The organism is Mycolicibacterium iranicum, from assembly GCF_014190915.1.
GTDB lineage: Bacteria > Actinomycetota > Actinomycetes > Mycobacteriales > Mycobacteriaceae > Mycobacterium > Mycobacterium iranicum_B.
The window spans coordinates 132937-150907 of the sequence record NZ_JACHVU010000002.1 but is presented as its reverse complement, the minus strand read 5'-3'; the positions used below and the strand labels follow the sequence as shown (position 1 = coordinate 150907).

Annotated in this window: 16 protein-coding genes; 3 read left to right on the top strand and 13 right to left on the bottom strand. The window is 69.2% G+C overall.

Annotated features, from left to right (window positions below):
- Positions 1-8 precede the first annotated feature (8 nt).
- Positions 9-1058: a Ppx/GppA family phosphatase gene (locus tag FHR72_RS04535; RefSeq protein ID WP_183466746.1), complete on the bottom strand. Its 1050-nt coding sequence runs from the start codon at positions 1056-1058 to the stop codon at positions 9-11.
- Positions 1059-1070: 12 nt separating this feature from the next.
- Between FHR72_RS04535 and FHR72_RS04530 the strand changes: the two genes are divergently transcribed.
- Entirely contained in the window at positions 1071-1874 is an 804-nt protein-coding gene (locus FHR72_RS04530) for a DUF3109 family protein (protein WP_183466745.1), read from the top strand.
- A complete protein-coding gene (locus FHR72_RS04525) occupies positions 1871-2167 on the top strand; it encodes a YciI family protein (RefSeq protein WP_183466744.1) in 297 nt (98 codons plus the stop codon). The genes FHR72_RS04530 and FHR72_RS04525 overlap by 4 nt, the downstream gene beginning before the upstream one ends.
- A gap of 39 nt (positions 2168-2206) precedes the next feature.
- Here the strand turns inward: FHR72_RS04525 and FHR72_RS04520 are convergent, their stop codons facing one another.
- A complete protein-coding gene (locus tag FHR72_RS04520; RefSeq protein ID WP_183466743.1) occupies positions 2207-4624 on the bottom strand; it encodes a glutamate-1-semialdehyde 2,1-aminomutase in 2418 nt (805 codons plus the stop codon).
- A gap of 14 nt (positions 4625-4638) precedes the next feature.
- On the opposite strand from FHR72_RS04520, the gene FHR72_RS04515 reads away from it, so the two are divergent.
- Positions 4639-5226, top strand: a complete 588-nt coding sequence (locus FHR72_RS04515; RefSeq protein ID WP_183466742.1) for a dTDP-4-dehydrorhamnose 3,5-epimerase family protein — start codon at positions 4639-4641, stop codon at positions 5224-5226.
- Here the strand turns inward: FHR72_RS04515 and FHR72_RS04510 are convergent.
- The 11 genes from FHR72_RS04510 to FHR72_RS04460 all read right to left on the bottom strand — a co-directional run bounded on the left by FHR72_RS04510 (position 5210) and on the right by FHR72_RS04460 (position 17835).
- Entirely contained in the window at positions 5210-6244 is a 1035-nt protein-coding gene (locus FHR72_RS04510) for an NAD-dependent epimerase/dehydratase family protein (RefSeq protein WP_183466741.1), read from the bottom strand. The genes FHR72_RS04515 and FHR72_RS04510 overlap by 17 nt on opposite strands.
- Positions 6241-6897, bottom strand: a complete 657-nt coding sequence (locus tag FHR72_RS04505; RefSeq protein WP_183466740.1) for a PIG-L deacetylase family protein — start codon at positions 6895-6897, stop codon at positions 6241-6243. Before FHR72_RS04505 ends, FHR72_RS04510 begins: the two co-directional genes overlap by 4 nt.
- Complete coding sequence (locus FHR72_RS04500; protein WP_183466739.1) at positions 6897-7697, bottom strand: glycosyltransferase family protein; 801 nt, start codon at positions 7695-7697, stop codon at positions 6897-6899. The genes FHR72_RS04505 and FHR72_RS04500 overlap by 1 nt, the downstream gene beginning before the upstream one ends.
- The gene (locus FHR72_RS04495; protein ID WP_183467228.1) at positions 7694-8953 is read right to left on the bottom strand and encodes a class I SAM-dependent methyltransferase; all 1260 of its coding nucleotides are present in this window, start codon (positions 8951-8953) and stop codon (positions 7694-7696) included. The genes FHR72_RS04500 and FHR72_RS04495 overlap by 4 nt, the downstream gene beginning before the upstream one ends.
- 1357 nt (positions 8954-10310) lie before the next feature.
- A complete protein-coding gene (locus FHR72_RS04490; RefSeq protein WP_311736054.1) occupies positions 10311-11231 on the bottom strand; it encodes a glycosyltransferase in 921 nt (306 codons plus the stop codon).
- Between the two features lie 553 nt (positions 11232-11784).
- Entirely contained in the window at positions 11785-12471 is a 687-nt protein-coding gene (gene regX / locus FHR72_RS04485) for a two-component sensory transduction protein RegX (protein WP_183466738.1), read from the bottom strand.
- A 7-nt stretch (positions 12472-12478) separates the two neighbouring features.
- Entirely contained in the window at positions 12479-13696 is a 1218-nt protein-coding gene (locus tag FHR72_RS04480; protein ID WP_311736053.1) for a sensor histidine kinase, read from the bottom strand.
- A 140-nt stretch (positions 13697-13836) separates the two neighbouring features.
- Positions 13837-14589, bottom strand: coding sequence for a phosphoglyceromutase (locus tag FHR72_RS04475; protein WP_183466737.1), 753 nt, complete (start codon positions 14587-14589; stop codon positions 13837-13839).
- Between the two features lie 37 nt (positions 14590-14626).
- Complete coding sequence (locus FHR72_RS04470; RefSeq protein WP_183466736.1) at positions 14627-15136, bottom strand: type III secretion system chaperone family protein; 510 nt, start codon at positions 15134-15136, stop codon at positions 14627-14629.
- Positions 15133-16461, bottom strand: coding sequence for a D-inositol-3-phosphate glycosyltransferase (gene mshA, locus FHR72_RS04465; protein WP_183466735.1), 1329 nt, complete (start codon positions 16459-16461; stop codon positions 15133-15135). Before mshA ends, FHR72_RS04470 begins: the two co-directional genes overlap by 4 nt.
- A 36-nt stretch (positions 16462-16497) precedes the next feature.
- The gene (locus FHR72_RS04460; protein WP_183466734.1) at positions 16498-17835 is read right to left on the bottom strand and encodes an ROK family protein; all 1338 of its coding nucleotides are present in this window, start codon (positions 17833-17835) and stop codon (positions 16498-16500) included.
- Positions 17836-17971 lie beyond the last annotated feature (136 nt).

Below are 17971 nucleotides of genomic sequence, written 5' to 3'. Positions count from 1 at the left end.
TCGCTGCTTCACCGTCCAGCATTGCGTACCGACATCGGCCGTGAGTCCGAATCTCCCGTGCCGGCCTTGGCGGTCTTCGCGGCGCCGTTGGTCTTGCCTGGTTTGCCGAAGCCCCCGACGAACGCGCTGCCGTCGGCCTCGCTGTCGAGTTTCCGCAGGATCAGACCCTCACGCAACGCCCAGGGGCAGATGTCGACCTGATCGATACCCAGTGCCTTCATGCTCGCCTCCGCCACGAGTGCGCCTGCGACGATCTGCGGAGCCCGGTCGACGCTCACCCCTTCCAATTCCGCTCGGTCAGCCGCGGTCATCCTAGAGATGAAATTTATGAGTTGCCGAAGACCGGTCGCCGTCAGCGTGCGCTTGACCCTGGGACCTGCGCCGGACGGCGCCGCACCCGTCAGCCGGGCCAGCGATCGGAACGTCTTCGAGGTGGCGACGGCGAGGTCCGGACTACCGGCGTCGGTGATAGTCGCCGCGGCCTCGGACAGCTCGGTGGACAGCCAGTCGCGCAGCATCCCCACGCGGCGCCGCCCCGGCGGATCGTCGGGCAACCATTCGCGTGTCATCCGGCCGGCGCCCAGCGGCAGCGACAGCGCGACATCCGGTTCCTCGTCGACTCCGCTGGAGAGCTCCAGCGAGCCGCCGCCGATGTCGATGTTGATGATGCGTCCGGCGCTCCAGCCGTACCACCGGCGCACCGCGAGGAATGTCAGCCGCGACTCGTCGACACCGCTGAGCACCCGCAGCTCGACACCGGTCTCCGACTTGACCCGGGCCAGCACGTCCTCGGAGTTCGTGGCGTCGCGCACCGCCGAGGTGGCGAACGCCATCAGCTCCGAGCAGCCCGAGCTGGTCGCGATGCGGGCGAACTCGTCGACGGTGCCCACCAGCCTGTCGGCGCCGCGGCGGGTGAGCTTTCCGGAGTTGTCGATCGCCTCGGCGAGGCGCAGCGAGGCCTTCGTGGAACTCATCGGTGTGGGGTGGCCACCGCGACGGGCGTCCACCACCAGAAGATGGACGGTATTGCTGCCCACGTCGAGCACGCCTAATCGCACTCGTCCAACCTAATGGGTCTACCGTGGGAAACCGTGAGCGCATCGCCATCGCATCCTGGCGAGGTCGAACTGGATTTCGCCCGGGAATGGGTGGAGTTCTACGACCCCGAGAACCCCGAGCATCTGATCGCCGCGGACATGACGTGGCTGCTGTCGCGGTGGACATGCGTGTTCGGCACCCCCGCGTGCAAGGGCACCGTCGAGGGACGCCCCGACGACGGATGTTGTTCGCACGGCGCGTTTCTGTCCGACGACGACGACCGCGCGCAGCTCGACGACGCGGTGAAGCTGCTGACCGCCGAGGACTGGCAGTACCGGGACAAGGGCCTGGGCAAGAAGGGCTACCTCGAGATGGACGAGTACGACGGCAAGCCGAACTGGCGGACCCGAAAGTACAAGGGCGCGTGCATCTTCCTGAACCGACCGGGATGGCCCGCCGGCATCGGGTGTGCGCTGCACAGCAAGGCGCTCAAGATCGGTGTCGAACCGCTCACCCTCAAGCCCGAGGTGTGCTGGCAGCTCCCGATCCGCCGCACCCAGGAGTGGGTGACCCGCCCGGACGACACCGAGATCCTCAAGACCACGATCACCGAGTACGACCGCCGCGGCTGGGGTGAGGGCGGGGCCGATCTGCATTGGTACTGCACCGGGGACCCGGGCACACACGTGGGCGAGAAGCAGGTGTGGCAGTCCTACGCGCCGGAGCTCACCGAACTGCTCGGCGAGAAGGCGTATGCCGAGCTGGCCGATATGTGCAGGCGCCGCAGCATGTTAGGGCTGATCGCCGTGCATCCCGCGACGCGGGCCGCGCAATGAGCGAGCTGTTCCTGTTCCGGCTGATCCCGCCCCGGCCGGACTTCGCCCAGACGATGACCGACATCGAGCAGCACACCATGCACCTGCACACGACCTACTGGCAGGAGCTCCTGGCCGCCGGCCGCGTCGTGGTCTACGGCCCGGTCGCCGATCCCGAAGGCGTGTGGGGGCTGGGTGTCCTGCGCGCCGCCGATCGCGCCGAGGTACTCGCCACCGCCGAGGCCGATCCGTCGATCACCGCCGGGCTCAACACGTTCGAGGTGCTCGAGATCATGGGCGGCACCACGGGCTGAGCGCCCTCGGCGCTTCAGATCCTGAGCGCCCTCGGCGCTTCAGGATCTGAGCGCCCTCGGCGCTGTGGTACGGCGGATCGCCGGCGCGACCGGCCTGCCCTGGAGCAGACCCCGGACACTGCCCGACTCCACGGCGTATCCGTAGACCGTCAGCGCACCGCGGACCGCCTCGACGGTGTGGTCGATGTCGGCGTCGGTGTGTGCGGCCGAGGTGACGAACGACTGACCGAGCACGCCGCGGCGCATCAACTCCTGCAGGAACACCGTCCGGTACGCCTGCGAGGGCACCCCGTCGGCGTCGCGCGTCACGAAGACCAGACAGGACGGTCTGCCGATCACCTGGATGTGGCCGGCCAGACCCGCCGCGGACACGGCCTCCGTCACCCCGCGCACCAGCCGACGGCCCGCGTGCTCCATGCGGGCGATCGGGTCCCCCGTGCGGTAGGCGGCCGCCACCGCACGAAAAGCAGCCAGCGACGCGGCTTCCGGGCCGTGGGTAGTCGACAGCAGGAACACCCGGTCGGACGTGGCGCGCAGCCCGCCCAGTTCCATGTAGCGGCGCGAGCCCGCCAGTGCCGACAAGGGGAAGCCGTTGGCCATGGCCTTGCCCCAGCACGACAGATCGGGGGTCACCCCGTAGTGCGTCTGCGCACCGCCTGCCGCCCAGCGGAATCCGGTGATCATCTCGTCGAAGACGAGCAGTGTCCCGGTCCTGTGGCACAGGTCGCGGACGCCCTGCAGGAAGCCGTCGTCGGGTTCGGCCGTCGCAGTCGCGGCTTCCATCACGACGCAGGCGACGTCCTCGCGTTCGAGCACCGCGGCCAAGGAGGCCAGATCGTTGTAGGTGAACTTCACGGTCATCGCCGCGTGGTCGGCGGGGATCCCGCCGGCCATCGCCGTGGTCCCGATGAACCAATCGTCGGTCGAGAAGAACGGCTGATCGCAGATCGCGATCTTGTGGCGACCCGTCACCGCGCGGGCCAGACGGACGGCCGCCGTGCTGGCATCGGAGCCGTTCTTGGCGAACTTGACCATGTCGGCGCCGGGCACCAGATCGAGGAAGTCCTCTGCGGCCTCGAGTTCGGCCGTCGTCGGCCTGCTGAAGCCGAGGCCGCGGGCCATCGCGTCGGCTGCGGCCGCCACGACGGGTGCATAGCCGTGGCCCAGGGTCACCGCCCGCAACCCCATGCCGAACTCGACATACTCGTTGTCGTCGGCGTCCCAGACACGGCATCCTTCGCCGCGGGTGAGCACCGCGGGCATGAACTCCGGGTATTGATCGGCACCCCGCGCATAGGTGTGAGCACCGCCGGGAACAAGGTCGTGCAGACGCTGCTGGAGCTGTCGGGAGCGGGCGAAACCGGGTGTGTGCGAGACGAATCGGTCGTCGGTGACCCAGCGGCCGTCGAGCGCAGGCCATCGGGCCGATACCTCGGGCAGCAGGTCGGCCAGGGTCAGCAACACCCGGTCCGGGTCGGCCCGGACGAGGTCCTCCGGTGCGACGATGGGCACGTCGGTGCCCGGCATCCGGCGTCCCTGCTTGGTGGGTGACGCGTCGCCCACCGCGGCGATCAGCGACCGGTCCACGCCTGCACGGGCGAACAGGGCAACGGCTCGCGATGCCGCACCGTAGGCATACACACTGCGACCCGCCCTGCGCTCCCCTTCGAGCCAGCAGCGCAAGGCCACGGCCTGCGCATCGGCGGCGTCCTGCAGCGCGCCGACCGTCGCAGCATCGGTCATCGCGGCTTCTGCCGCCGTCAGGGCGGTGACGCTGGGGCCCGGTTCACCCGTTCCGTGCACCGCCGCGACGAGCACCGTGCCGCCGTAGAGATCGAACGTCCACGCCTGCGCCGCCCGCATGCCGACACGCTGCAGGAGTGACACGACCACCGGCGTCGAGTAGTACGCGAAATGGCCGTGGCGCAACGCGTTCCACTGCCCGTGCGCGACGATCGCCGCAAGGGTGTGGAATTGGAGCAGCAGCACCCCGTCGGCGGCGGTGGCTGCGGCACGTACTTCGAAGGCCCCCGCCTGATCGGCGTCGTGCATGATCCCGAAACAGTCGAGGACGACGTCGGCCGTCCCGCCGGTGGTCCGGTACCCACGGTCGGTGAGCAGCGGCACCCAGCTGCCGCCGTGCGGGCTGCCGAACTCGCGGACGGTGCCCCCGCTGTCGAGCCACCCCGCCGTGGAGACGCGCCGAACAGCCTCTGCGGCCTGATCTTTGAGCGCCTGGGGCTCGACGCCGCGGGGTTCGGCCGTCTCGGTGTCGTCATCGGCGAGCTGGGCCAGCCCACACGAGGAGCACTGGTCCATCGCGAGGGGATGCGAAGCCTCCGACGGATCGACAGGGCGATCGGCGAGCGGGAAGTCGTCGGCGGCCGGGACCATCCCGAGGTCGAGCACCCGGTGCATCCCGGGCTGGCCGCACCCGCGGCAATGGCCGGGTTTCATGCCACCATGTCCTGGTGCGTATCGAACCCTCCCGGCTCGCCGGCGTGATCAGCCTCGTGCCCGAACCGCACCACGACGACCGCGGATTCTTCACCCGCACCTTCGACACCGAGATCTTCGACGCGTGGGCGCGCACGGCGGGCACCCCGTCGACCGAGGTGCAGGGTCACCCGCGCACGGCGGCGTCGTTCGTCCAGGATTCGCAGTCGCGTTCTGCGCGCGGGGTGATCCGCGGCCTGCACGGCCGTGGCGGAGCCGGTGAGGCCAAGCTGGTGCGGTGCGCGCACGGCGCGGTGCACGACGTCCTCGTCGACGCGCGTCCGCAGTCGCCGACGTTCGGCCATCACGAGGCATTCCTGCTCGACGACAACACATTCCGGCACCTCTACGTGCCCCCCGGAATGCTCCACGGCTTTCAGGCGCTCAGCGACACCGCCGACGTGTGCTACCGCATCGACCGCCCGCACGACCCCACCGAAGACCTCGCGGTGGCGCACGACGACCCGAGCCTGGGAATCGAGTGGCCCCTGGACGGCGCGTTGCTGTCGCCGCGCGACAGGGCGGCGGGCAGCTGGGCCCACCTCGTCACGCATCTGCTGTGACACGACGCAATTCGTCGTCCAGCAGGCCGGTCTCGCGCAGGTGCGCCAAGCGGGCCAACCGGGTGAACGTCGCGCCGAAGTCGGCGGCGGTCAACCCGTACTCTCGGTACGCCGACGCCAGCTCGGCTGCGCCCTCGGTCACCGACACCGTGGCGGTGTAGCCGAGTTCCTCTCGGGCCCTGCGGAAATCGACCTGGTACGAACGCGGGTCCGCCCCCGTCTCGCCGGTGATCAGCACCTCGGAACCCGGGACCGCGTCGGCCGCGTACTGTGCGATCTGCGCGACGGTGACGTTGTTTTCCTCGCTGCCGATGTTGAACGCGCGGCAGGACACCGTCGACGCGGGAACTTCCAGGCACCGGAGGAACGCGGCGGCGATGTCGCGGGCGTGCACCAGCGGGCGCCACGGTGTGCCGTCGGAGAGCACACGCACCACACCGGTGAGCACGGCCGAACCCACCAGGTTGTTCAGCACGATGTCGGCCCGCAGCCGCGGGGAGAACCCGAAAGCCGTGGCGTTGCGCAGGAACACGGGGCAGAAGCCGGCGTCGGCGAGCGCGACGAGGTCGTCCTCGACCCGTACTTTGCTGACGGCGTACGGCGTCAGCGGATGCAGCGGCGCGTCCTCGTCGACCAGACCGTCACCGGCGGCGCCGTACACCGAGCACGTCGACGCGTACAGGAACCTCGCGACCCCGGCCTCTTTCGCCGCGCGAGCCAACCGGACCGAGGCATGGTGGTTGATGTCGTGGGTGACCCCGGGGACCAGAGCACCCAGGGGATCGTTGGACAGGGCGGCCAGATGGAGGACGGCGTCATAGCCGTGCAGGTCCTCCGGCCGGACGTCGCGCAGATCGAGTGCCAGCGCAGGCGGGTCGACGGGCTGCGGGCCCAGCACGCAGTCGGCGAAATAGCCGACGTCGAGTCCCGACACCTCATAGCCCTGCGCCTGCAGCATCGGCACCATGACGGCGCCGAGGTATCCGAGATGCCCGGTGACCAGCACCCGACGGGTCATGCCGCACCTCGGCCGGAGAAGGTCAGCAGTGCCTTCTCGGCGAGGAACGCCTCGGCGTGCGGGCTGCGGCACTGCACACCTCGCAGCCGCGACAGGCCCAGGAACGACTGCTCGTCGAACCAGTCCCGGCCGACCTGGGACGGGTAATGCTTGTGCAGCAACCTGGCCTTCTCCTCAGCTGTCTCCGCATCGAGCGGGTGGAACACGTTGGGGGTCGGGGTGTCCGATTCCCACTTCAGGATCTCGTAGCCCAGCACCAGATGATCACGGAACTCGGTCGGCGTCAGCTCGGCGAGCAGCCGGTGATCCTGGTGCGCATCGTGGCGCTGCGTGCTGAACACCACCTGCGGGTCGCAGGTGCGACGGAAGGTGTGCAAGCCGTCTTTCACCGCGTCCCAGTGCGACGGGGCGCGACCGTCGGGCACCTCCAGCAGCGTCAGATGCACCTGGGCTTCCGGACAGAACGCGGCCAGCGCCGCCCGCTCCTCGGCTTCGCGCTCGGTGCCCGCGCCGCAGAGGACCAGCGCGTGCACGGTCAGCCCCGGATTCGACCGGGACAGGGTGAGAAGTGTTGCGCCCATGCCGATCGCGATGTCGTCGCAGTGCGCCCCCAGGACGGCGACCTCGTCGACGGGCTGGGTCCGCAGCGCCATCACGAGACGGGCACCTTCTCGTGCTCCCACAACGCCCACGGGCGATCGCCGCTGCGATAGGCCGCTTCGAGCTCGGCCCGTTCCTTGAACGTGTCGGCGGGCTTCCAGAAACCGAGGTGCTTGTAGCCGTACAGCGAACCCTCCGCCGCGAGGCGGCCGCACACGTCCTCGACCAGATCGCAGTTCTCGGTGAGCAGGTCCAGCGCCTTGGACGACAGGACGAAGTAGCCGCCGTTCTCCCAGATCGGAAGGCGGGACACCGGAGTGATCCCGGTGACCCGGGCGACGCCGTCGCCGGGGTCGATGTCGACACAGTGGAACGACGACTGCGGCGGGACGATGAGCATCGAGGCCAGGGCTCCGGACTCCTTCACCTCGTCCACGATGGTGTTCAGCGGCGCGTCGGTGAGCACGTCGGCGTAGTTGGCCAAAAAGTATTCGTCGTCCTCGACGTACTTGCGCACGCGGCGGAGTCGTTCCCCGATGGGCGATTCCGCGCCGGTGTCGACGAACGTGATCGACCAGTCCCGGATGTCGGACTGCAGCAGCTCGACCTTGCCCCCGCGGATCACGAAGTCGTTGGACACCGATTCCTCATAGGTGAGGAAGTAGTTCTTGATGTGCTCGGCGCCATAGCCCAGGCACAGTACGAAGTCGGTGTGACCGAAGTGCGCGTAGTACCGCATCACGTGCCAGATCAGTGGTCGCGGGCCCAGCATCTGCATCGGCTTGGGGACGGTGTCGTCGGTGCCGTTGCGCATGCGCATGCCGTAACCTCCGCAAAACAGCACAACTTTCATCGGCCCTGCTCCCAATCTGAGGTGAAATTCTCGCTGTCCGCGAAGTGCATGTTCGGCATCGGAACCAACAGGCGGCCGCCCCACTCGCCGATGTAGGCCAGCTGCGAGGTCAGCTCGTCCTTCAGGTTCCACGGCAGCATCAGCACGAAATCCGGCTGGTCCTTGGCGATCTGGGCCGGGTCGAGGATCGGGATCCGGGCGCCGGCGATGAATCGGCCGTGCTTGTACGGATTCCGGTCGACGGTGTACTCGAGCAGATCGGGACGGATCCCGCAGTAGTTGAGCAGCGTGGTGGCCTTGCCCGGCGCCCCGTAACCCACGACGCGCTTGCCGTCGGAGCGGCAGTCGAGCAGGAACTGCAGGAGGTCGTGGCGGATGGTCTCGGCGCGCCGCTGCACCTGCTCGTAACCGGCGATGTCGTGCAGCCCGGCGTCCGCCTCCACCTGGAGGACCTCGGCGACGCGCGGGCTCGGCACCCCGGCCGACACCGCCGGGCGCGCCCACAGCCGGATCGATCCCCCGTGTGTCGGGATCATCTCGACGTCGACCACGGTGAGGTCCGCGGTGGCCAGCGCCCGGATGGCCGTCAGCACGGTGTAGTACTGGAAGTGTTCGTGGTAGATCGTGTCGAACTGGCCCTCGCGCACCAGGTTCAGCGCGTGATGCACCTCGATGCTGAGCCAGCCGTCGTCGTCGAGCAGGATCCGCAATGCCCGGGTGAAACCGAGGAGGTCGGGGATGTGTGCGTAGACGTTGTTGGCGATCACCAGGTCGGCCGGGCCGGCCAGGGAGCGCACGTCCGCGGCGACCTTCTCATCGAGGAACGCGGTCATCGTCGGCACGTCCTTCGCGCGGGCCGCCGCCCCGACGTTCACCGACGGTTCGATTCCCAGGCAGGGGATGCCCCGGGCGACCACGTGCTGCAACAGATATCCGTCGTTGCTCGCGACCTCGACGACCATCGACTCGCTGCCGAGGTCGAGGCGTTCGGCGGCCTCCTCGACGAACCGACGGGAGTGCTGCACCCAGCTGTCGGAGTAGGACGAGAAGTACGCGTACTCGGTGAACGTGTTCTCGGGGGTGATCAGCGCCGGCAGCTGGAGCAGCAGGCAATCCTGGCAGACGCGCAGATGCAGCGGATAGGTCGGCTCCGGGGCGTCGAGATCGGCTGCGGTGAGGAAGGATTCGCACGGCGGGGTGGCTCCGAGGTCGACCACGCTACGAAGACGCGACGACCCGCATAGCCGGCACTGCAGCTCCGTCGAAACCGCCGGGTGGTCGTGGGACGCGGCGTCCGGCTCGGTAGGGGCCTCGGTCTCACCGAGCGGCAACCGGGCGGCGTCCTCGGGCGCCGTCGGTCCGCCACGCCGTAGCCAGGACATGACGGGGCCGATCAGGACGGCGGCCTCCACCGCCTGCGCCGACAGATAGGCCCAGCCGATTCCGGTCAGTCCGAGGTCGGCGGTGGTCGCCCAGGCCACCGTGACGACCACGACAGCCGAAAACGCCTGCAGCACAAGGTAGAGCCGCAACCGGCGACGCACCCGGGCGAACGCCTCGTACACCGTGGAGACCGCCGCGAGCGGAAGGAAGGCCGCCGCCAGATGCAGCAGTCCCAGTCCTTCCTCGCGGTACTCGGGTCCCGCGATGCTCAGCAGCATCGGGCCGAACACCACGAGCCCGGCAGACGCCGCCACGGTGAACACCGCCACGGTGGCCGCCATCCGGCGCGACAGTGCGCGGACCTGGTCGGGGTGTGCGGCGACCTCGGCGACGTAGGGACTGGTGATCAGGTGGGTGGCCAGCAGCAGCGCGCTGACGATGGCCCATGCGACCGCGAAGTGCGCGTTGGCCTCGGCATCGACCTGCGTGATCACGATGAGCGGGGCCACCAGCGGGCCGATGGACCACAGCGCCGTGATACCGAACGACGAGCCGAAGTAGGACCACAGGTCGCGGGTGCCGGGCAGGTCGGGGGCGCGCCGGTAACGGGGATGGCTTCCCGCGCGCCGGTACAGCGCCGCGAAGGCCCACGCACCGGCGACGAGAGCCGTGAGCGCCCAGGCTGCGACGATGGTCAGCGCGGTGCTCCACATCGCCAGCGCGACGATGGCCGCGAGCTTCGCTGCCGCGTGCACCAGATTCTTCAGTGCCGCCCAACGCGCCACACCCAGGCCCGCGGCAGCCTTGTCCTGCAACGCGAACAGCGCCAATACCGCGACCAGGATCGGGTAACCGACCATCTCCCAGCCGCTGTCGAACAGCGCGTCGCGCGGCCCGAAGGCCACCAGCAGTGCACCCGCGGCCAGCGCGACGCCGGCGACGAGCAGAAAGCCCCGCCGTAGCAGTTGGGTCGCCCGCACGCCGGCCAGCGGCAGGAAGCGTTCGTACAACACGTCGATGCCGATGATCGACAGCGTCGAGAGCATCACCGCGGAGGTGATGAGCGCCGAGGCGACACCGACTTCGGCTGCCGGGAAGAGTCGGGCCGCGACCGACCAGAAGGCCAGGCCGAGGATTCCCGTGGTCAAGGTCGAGGCGACCAGGGCCAGCGCGTTGACGTTCATGTTGCGTTCGGCGGTGGCCGGAGCGGCCGTCGCGGGCGCGAGAAGGTCAGCCGGCATCGGAACCGCCCCCGCCGCGGCGCCGGTGGGCCCGCCGCGCGCCCAGCAGGTACAGACCGGTGCGACGCAACTGCATGTCGTAGGTGCGGGCCCGGCCCCACAGCTGGTCGCCGGCGCTCACCGACCACTGCGCGTCCGAGGCGATCCCGTGGGCGAAGGCCAGCTGCTGGGCCAGTTGCGACCGCGCCGAGGTCAGTGCGGTACTGGAATCGCTGCGGATGCGGAAACTCGCCAATGCCGTTGCCAGACCGTAGAACTCGCCGCGTTGCAGCAGCCGGACCCACAGGTCGAGGTCCATCAGGAACAGGCTGTCGTCCCGGAAGCCGCCGCAGCGCTCGAAGTCCGCACGCCGGAACATCGCGGCGACCGGAGGCCCGATGGGGTTGGTCCCGCTGCGGACGATCCGGCGCGCGACCTCCTGCGACGGCTTCTTGCCCACGATTCCGCGGATGCCACGGGCCGGCCGCATGATGCGGCCGCGGTCGTCGACGAAGTCGGTGCGCGCCGACACCAGCGACACCGACGGGTACTTGTCGAGTACCGAGGACTGGATGCGAACGCACTGCGGGGTCAGCAGATCATCCGCGCACACCAGCTTGACGTAGTCCCCCCGGCTCTCGCGGACGGCGATGTTGAAGTTGTCGACCATGGACACGGTGATCGGATTACGCACCACCCGCACCCTCGGATCGTCGATCTGCGACAGCACCGTCGCGGTGCCGTCGGTGCTGTGGTTGTCGACGACCACCACCTCGACGTCGGCGCACTGCTGCGCCAGCACGCTGTTGATGGTCGCCCGGAGATGCTCTTCGGCCTGATATGCGGGGATGCACACCGACACCGTCGTACGGGTGGTGTCGCGTGCGGTGGCCGGGGACACCGGTGACGCGTACGTCGCCAAATCGGTCACGCCTGACTCCCATCCCCGCACGGTGTTTTCGGCGCCCGTGGCGTCGGTTCGATCCGGGGGTTATTCGCAAACGTCGATGAGTTCGCTGAAACTGCACGGACCAGTCGCCGAGGGCTACAGATCGGGACGCTATCACCGGTCCACACCCCCTGCACGCAGAGAATTTATTGGGTCAGCTAATCGAAGCATCCGTCAATTGGGCCTCGGGACCCCTGCGTGGGCCAGCATTGACTTCATCCCTGTTCAACTGCTTTATTGCGGGTGAAGACAGCTGCCGACCGACTGTCTGTGAACCGCCTGCTCCAAATCTGTGAGCAAAGAATCCGCATCGATTTGCAGATCTCGCAAAGTGACCAATATCACATGTGGCGCGATATGGGCCTTGTGTGCATCTGCCATCGCTCGTGCCCTGACAGCAAAGTTAATTACCATTTCGGGTCATTTGTTGCGCACGCATGTGGCAAAAACATCCCGGCACGACGCGCGTGCCGGGATGTCGGGGGATCGGGCGGTCAGACGAACCTGGACCGACCTGGACGGACCTGGACGGACCTCAGCCCTCCAGCTTGTAGCCCAGGCCCCGGACGGTCACCAGGTGCACCGGGTTGGCCGGATCGGATTCGATCTTGCTGCGGAGCCGCTTCACGTGGACGTCGAGTGTCTTCGTGTCGCCCACATAGTCGGCGCCCCACACCCGGTCGATGAGCTGTCCGCGGGTGAGCACCCTTCCACTGTTGCGCATCAAGTACTCGAGCAGGTCGAACTCCTTGAGCGGCAGCGTGACCGGCTGGCCGTTCACGCTCACCACATGGCGCTCGACGTCCATGCGCACCGGACCTGCCTCCAGGACACCGTCAGCGAGGCCGGCATCCTCGGCGTCGGCCCCGCGGCGCAGCACGGCACGGATCCGCGCGATCAGCTCGCGCGCCGAATAGGGCTTGGTGACGTAGTCGTCGGCCCCGAGTTCCAGCCCGACCACCTTGTCGATCTCGCTGTCGCGCGCGGTCACCATGATGACGGGCACGCTCGACCGCGATCGCAACTGTTTGCACACGTCGGTACCGCTCATTCCCGGCAGCATCAGGTCCAGCAACACGATGTCGGCGCCGGCCCGTTCGAACTCGGCCAGGGCGGACGGCCCATCGGCCACGACAGTGGTTTCGAAGCCCTCTTTACGGAGGAGGAAGGCCAGGGGATCGGCCAAGGACTCCTCGTCCTCCACGATCAGCACGCTGGTCATCGATGAATCAGTCCTCTCGGTCGGTGAGCAACTCGGTCCCGTCGGCGTCGTCGCCGTCGGGGTGAAGGGGTGGGGATGCAGGGATGGCCTCGGGGATGGACAGGGTGAACGTCGATCCCGTCCCCGGTTGACTCCACAACCGGATCGAGCCGTTGTGGTTGGCCGCGACGTGCTTGACGATCGCCAGCCCCAGTCCGGTGCCGCCGGTGGCCCGGGACCGTGCCTTGTCGACACGGAAGAATCTCTCGAACACCCGCTCCTGGTCGACGGGCTCGATGCCGATGCCGCGGTCGGTTACGGCGATCTCGATGTTCTCGCCGCGCCGGCGTCGGCTGATGGAGACCGACGAGCCGTTCGGCGAGTACGCGATGGCGTTCGACACCAGGTTGGCGATCGCGGTGACCAGCAGCGTCTGGTCCCCGTGGACGCGGTAGCCCGTCGGTGCATCGGTGGTGATCGCGATGTCGGCGTTGTCGGCGGCCACCTTGTGGCGCGACAGCGCTTCGGCGACCACGGTGTCGACGTCGACGTCGTCGAGGTCGGGCAGCCTCTCGCCGCCCTGCAACCGGGACAGCTCGATGAGCTCGCCCACCATGTCGGCCAGCCGATTGGACTCGGTGACCATCTTCTCGGCGAAATGCTTCACGGTCTCCGGTTCGTCACCCGAGGCCAGGACCGCTTCGGCCAGGACGCCGAGCGCGCCCACCGGGGTCTTCAACTCATGGCTGACGTTGGCCACGAAGTCGCGCCGGGTCGCCTCCATGCGGGCGTGTTCGGATTGATCGTCGGCGTAGACGACGGCGAAACGGCGGTCCTCCTCGGCGAGCAGCCGGACGTGGCCGCGCACCGACAGCCCGGAGCGGCCGGGCCGGGTGCGTTTGCGGGGGGACAGATCGAAACCCCGCGCCTCACCGGTGGCGAGCGTGCGTTCCGCCGCCGACCAGGCGCGATCGTCGAGCAGACGCTCGCGCACCAGACCGAGTTCCTCGGCGCGGTCGTTGGTGTAGACGACGTCACGGAAGTTGTCGACGACCACGATGCCGACGGGCGACTGGGAGACGATGCGCTCGAGCATCTGCGAGATGGTGATGCCGGATTGCTCGGCCAGACGCCGCTGCTGGCGTGCCTTGAGACGGGGCCATACCCGCACTCCGAACGCGACACCGATCGACAATGCGAGCAGTGCCACGACCGCTGCGAGAAGCAGCGCCGAACCGACGCTCACGCGCAAATCGTACGCATTGGGTGAACGTCATCCCAGCAGCGAGCGGCCAAATCGGGACAAGTCACAACGCCACAGACGGATGTTCGGGCCACCGCCCCCCGCTGTTCACCCACCGTTTGCCGAGGGCGGCGCGGACGGCGCTACTTGGCTCCCTGTGCGGCCACCGCGGCCGCACCGGCCGCCGCGGCGTCGGGGTCGAGGTAGCTGCCACCGGCCACCGTCGGCCGTAGATCGGAGTCCAGGTCGTAGCGCAGCGGTATTCCGGTCGGGATGTTCAACCCGACGACGTCGTCGTCGGACATCCCGTCGAGATGCTTCACGAGCGCGCGCAGCGAATTGCCGTGCGCGGCGATGAGCACGGTCTTACCCGCCTTCAGGTCGGGGACGATCACCTCAGTGAAGTACGGGACGAATCTCTCGACGACGTCCTTGAGGCATTCGGTCAGGGGCGCTCCCCCGTCGACGTCGGCGTAGCGGGGATCGCCGTCCTGGCTGAACTCGGTGCCGCGCTCGATCGGCGGCGGCGGGGTGTCGTAGCTGCGGCGCCACGCCATGAACTGCTCTTCGCCGTACTTGGCCTTCGTCTCGGCCTTGTTCAGCCCCTGCAGTGCACCGTAGTGGCGTTCGTTGAGGCGCCAGTCGCGGTGCACCGGGATCCAGTGCCGGTCGGCTTTGTCGAGCGCGACGTTGGCGGTGGTGATGGCGCGTCGCAGCAGCGAGGTGTACAGCACGTCGGGGAGCTTGTCCTGCTCGGCGATGAGTTCACCCGCGCGCGCGGCCTCGGCCCGGCCCTTGTCGGTCAGGTCGACGTCCACCCACCCGGTGAACAGGTTCAGCGCGTTCCACTCGCTCTCGCCGTGGCGGAGAAGGATCAGCGTCGCGGTATCAGCCATGACCGGAATCCTCTCACGACCGGCTTTTCGCCGAAGATCAGTCGTCGTCGATCAGATGCTCGAAGGCGCGCAGGTTCTGCAGCGATTCGCCCCGGGACACCCGCCACTCCCATTCCTTCTGGATCGAGGTCAGGAAACCCAACTCCAGCAGGGTGTTGAAGTCAGCGTCGACGGCCTCGAGGACCTGTCCGAGTATCCGGTCCACCTCCTCGGGGGAGACCGACGCCAGCGCCATCCGGCCGACCAGGTAGATGTCGCCGACGTTGTCGAGTGTGTAGGCCACCCCGTAGAGCCGGCGGTTGCGCTTCAGCAGGAACTTGTAGACGCCCTCGAAGTTCTCGTCGGGCTTGCGGCAGACGAACGCCTCCACCCGGACGGAGTGCTCCCCGACGGTCAGGATGGTGTTCGTCTTGAGGCGCCGCTCCCCCGGCAGTGCGACGACCAGCCCGGGCAGCCCGCCGGCGGCGCCCCCGTGGTGGGTGTACTCCAGGTCTTGTTCCTGCAGCGTCTTCTCGATGACGGCTGTGACGTCGCCGGTCGTGCTCATGCTCTGACCCCTCTGCGCATGGAGAACCGCCTGCTGCTCCGCCGTGCGGAGAGCTGACGCTGGTGGTCGGCGCGGTGGTCGGCGATGGCGCGGCCGTAACCGGCCAGCAGGGCGTCGACCGTGTGCGCCCAGGAGAACGTCGACGCGTGGGCGGCGGCGGCCTCGCGGAGGGAGGCGGGCCCCTCGGTGAAGACCTCGCTCAGCGTTGCGGCCCAGGTGCCGGGGTCGTGTCCGTCGACCAGCGCCCCGGTGACCCCGTCGCGGACCGCGACGGGCAAGCCGCCGACCGCGGCGGCGACGACCGGCGTTCCGCAGGCCTGCGCTTCGACGGCCACGAGGCCGAAGGACTCGTTGTAGCTCGGCACGGCCACGATGTCGGCAGCCCGGTAGACACGCACGAGGTCCTCGCGGGACTGGGGCGGCAGGAACGTCACCCGGTCGGTGATGCCGAGATCTGCGGCCAGACGCACCAGGTTGTCCGGCGCGGCCAGACCCGACCCGGACGGACCGCCGGCCACTACGACCCGCACGTCGGGCAGCAGGGCCGCCGCGCGCAGCAGCACGTCGGGAGCCTTGAGAGGCTGGATCCGTCCGACGAAGGCGACGATCCGGGCGTCGGTGTCCAGGCCCAGCGCGGCGCGGGCCGCATCGCGACTTCCCGGGGTGAACGTGGCGAGGTCGACACCCGGGTGCACGACGTCGATGCGCGCCGGGTCGGCCTGGTGCAGCGAGACCAGTTGCTGCGCTTCATGATCGGTGTTGACGATCAGTCGGTCGGCCGCGTCGACCACCTGCTGCTCGCCGATCGAGCGCATAGGCGGCTCGGGTGCGTCTCCGTCGGCCAGCGAGGCGTTCTTCACCGCGGCCAGCGTGTGCGCGGTGTGCACCAGCGGCACCGCCCACCGGTCGGCGGCCAGCCAGCCGACCTGACCGGAGAGCCAGTAGTGGGAGTGGACGATGTCGTAGTAGCCCGGCTCGTGGGTCGCCTCGGCGCGCAACACCCCGGCCGTGAACGCGCACAGCTGTGTGGGCAGGTCGTTCTTGTCGAGTCCCTCGAACGGCCCGGCCACCACGTTGCGCACCACGACCCCGGGCGCCACCGGGACCACGGGCTGATCCGACGACGACGTGGCCCGGGTGAAAATCTCCACCTCGACACCGCGACGGGCCAGCTCCAAGGACGTCTGCAGCACATAGACGTTCATGCCACCGGCATCGCCGGTGCCGGGCTGCGCCAGCGGTGAGGTGTGCACGGACAGCACCGCGACCCGGCGCGGCACGGGCAGTCCGGAGGGCGTACCCGCCGCATCGCTTGCTAGACGCACACCGTCATGTCTACACCGCTGCGCGGTGGGCCGAACTCAGGCGCTGACTTCGGGCCTGCGCGGCGTCAGGTGGGCGCCCCGCGCGTGCGGCGTGCGGCGCATCGCGCCGAGGGGGTCGGCGTACAACCCGCCGAGGGACACGACTCCGGCCCCGGCCTCCTGGACGCGGTTACCGAACGCCGTCACCCGGATGTCGCGGTGGCCGAGCACCGAACGCTCGGCGAAGGCGGACTCCACCAGCGGCATGCCCTCCGGATACTCGGTGAACGCCTGCCCGCCGACGATGAGGTCGTCCGGATTGAGCATGTCGCGCAGCAGCGCGACGGCCTCACCGAGGACGCGTGCCCGTTCGGCCACCAGCGCGGCCGCCTGCTCGTCGCCCTGCCGCGCGGCACGCAGGACGGCCGTGACGGTCGAGCTCGGCCCGTCGGCCGGCACGATCCGCGCCCGGCGGGCGGCGGCGAGCACTGCTTCGTCGCTCACGGTCGACTCCAGTTGGCCTGTGCTACCGAGCAATTCGGAACGGACGGGCAGCGCGGCGATGGTGCCGGGCCCGCTGGTCGGGGAATGGACCCGGCCGCCGATCGACAGCGCGTAGCCGACGGTCTCGCGGGCGTAGACGTACAGGCTGGTGGCGGACTTCACCGGCTGGCGGCGCACGCCGAGCAGAAGTTCGGCGCCGGCCATGGCATCGACGTGCGAGGCGACCGAGACCGGCAGGCCCAGCGATTCGGCGAGGACCGGTCCGACCGGCGCGTCCGACCAGCCGAGCCGCGGGTGGTCGAGGTATCCGGTGGCGCTGTCGACGACGCCGCCGGTGGCCACGCCGAGCCACAGCGGGCTGCGCCGATGCCAGCGGCTCAGGTAGCGACGGGCGCTCCCGGCGATGGCCGACAGCGCCGCGGCCTGCCCGCCCCGGGGAGTCGGGGTCTCGACGACATCGAGCGTGCGGCCGAACAGGTCGGCGGCCACGATGCTGGTGGTGCGCGCGCCGATGTGCACACCCAGCGTCAGGAACGGCTCGTGGTTGACCTCGACGGGCACCCGCGGCCTGCCGATCGCCCCGGACACCGCGAGGTCGGCGCGCTCGCGCAGCAGGCCGACGTCGAGCAGGGCGGTGACCTGGCGGTTCACCGTCGCGATGCTCAGGCCGGTGACCTGCGCGATGACGTCGCGGGCGATCGGCCCGCGCTGGCGCGCCGCGGCGAAGACGAGCGCCGCCGCGGCCTCAGGCAGGTGCAGGGCGGGCGCCACGATCTGGTGCAGCAGGGCCTGCGGATAGCGTCCGCCGCCCGCGGATTTCGTGGCGGCGGTGGCACGCGTGACGGACGCGGTGCGGGGGCGCTGGGCGAGGGTGGCGGTGGAATTGCTCACGGGAGTGTCCTTCGTCGAGTCGGCAGGTGGGTCGGGGCCACACCAGGCGACTCAGCAGGACTGGATCAGTCCCGGGCGCAGTCAGGCGCGGCGGGGTGCGCAACAACAACACGCACGCCGCGCGGCAGACAGAGCT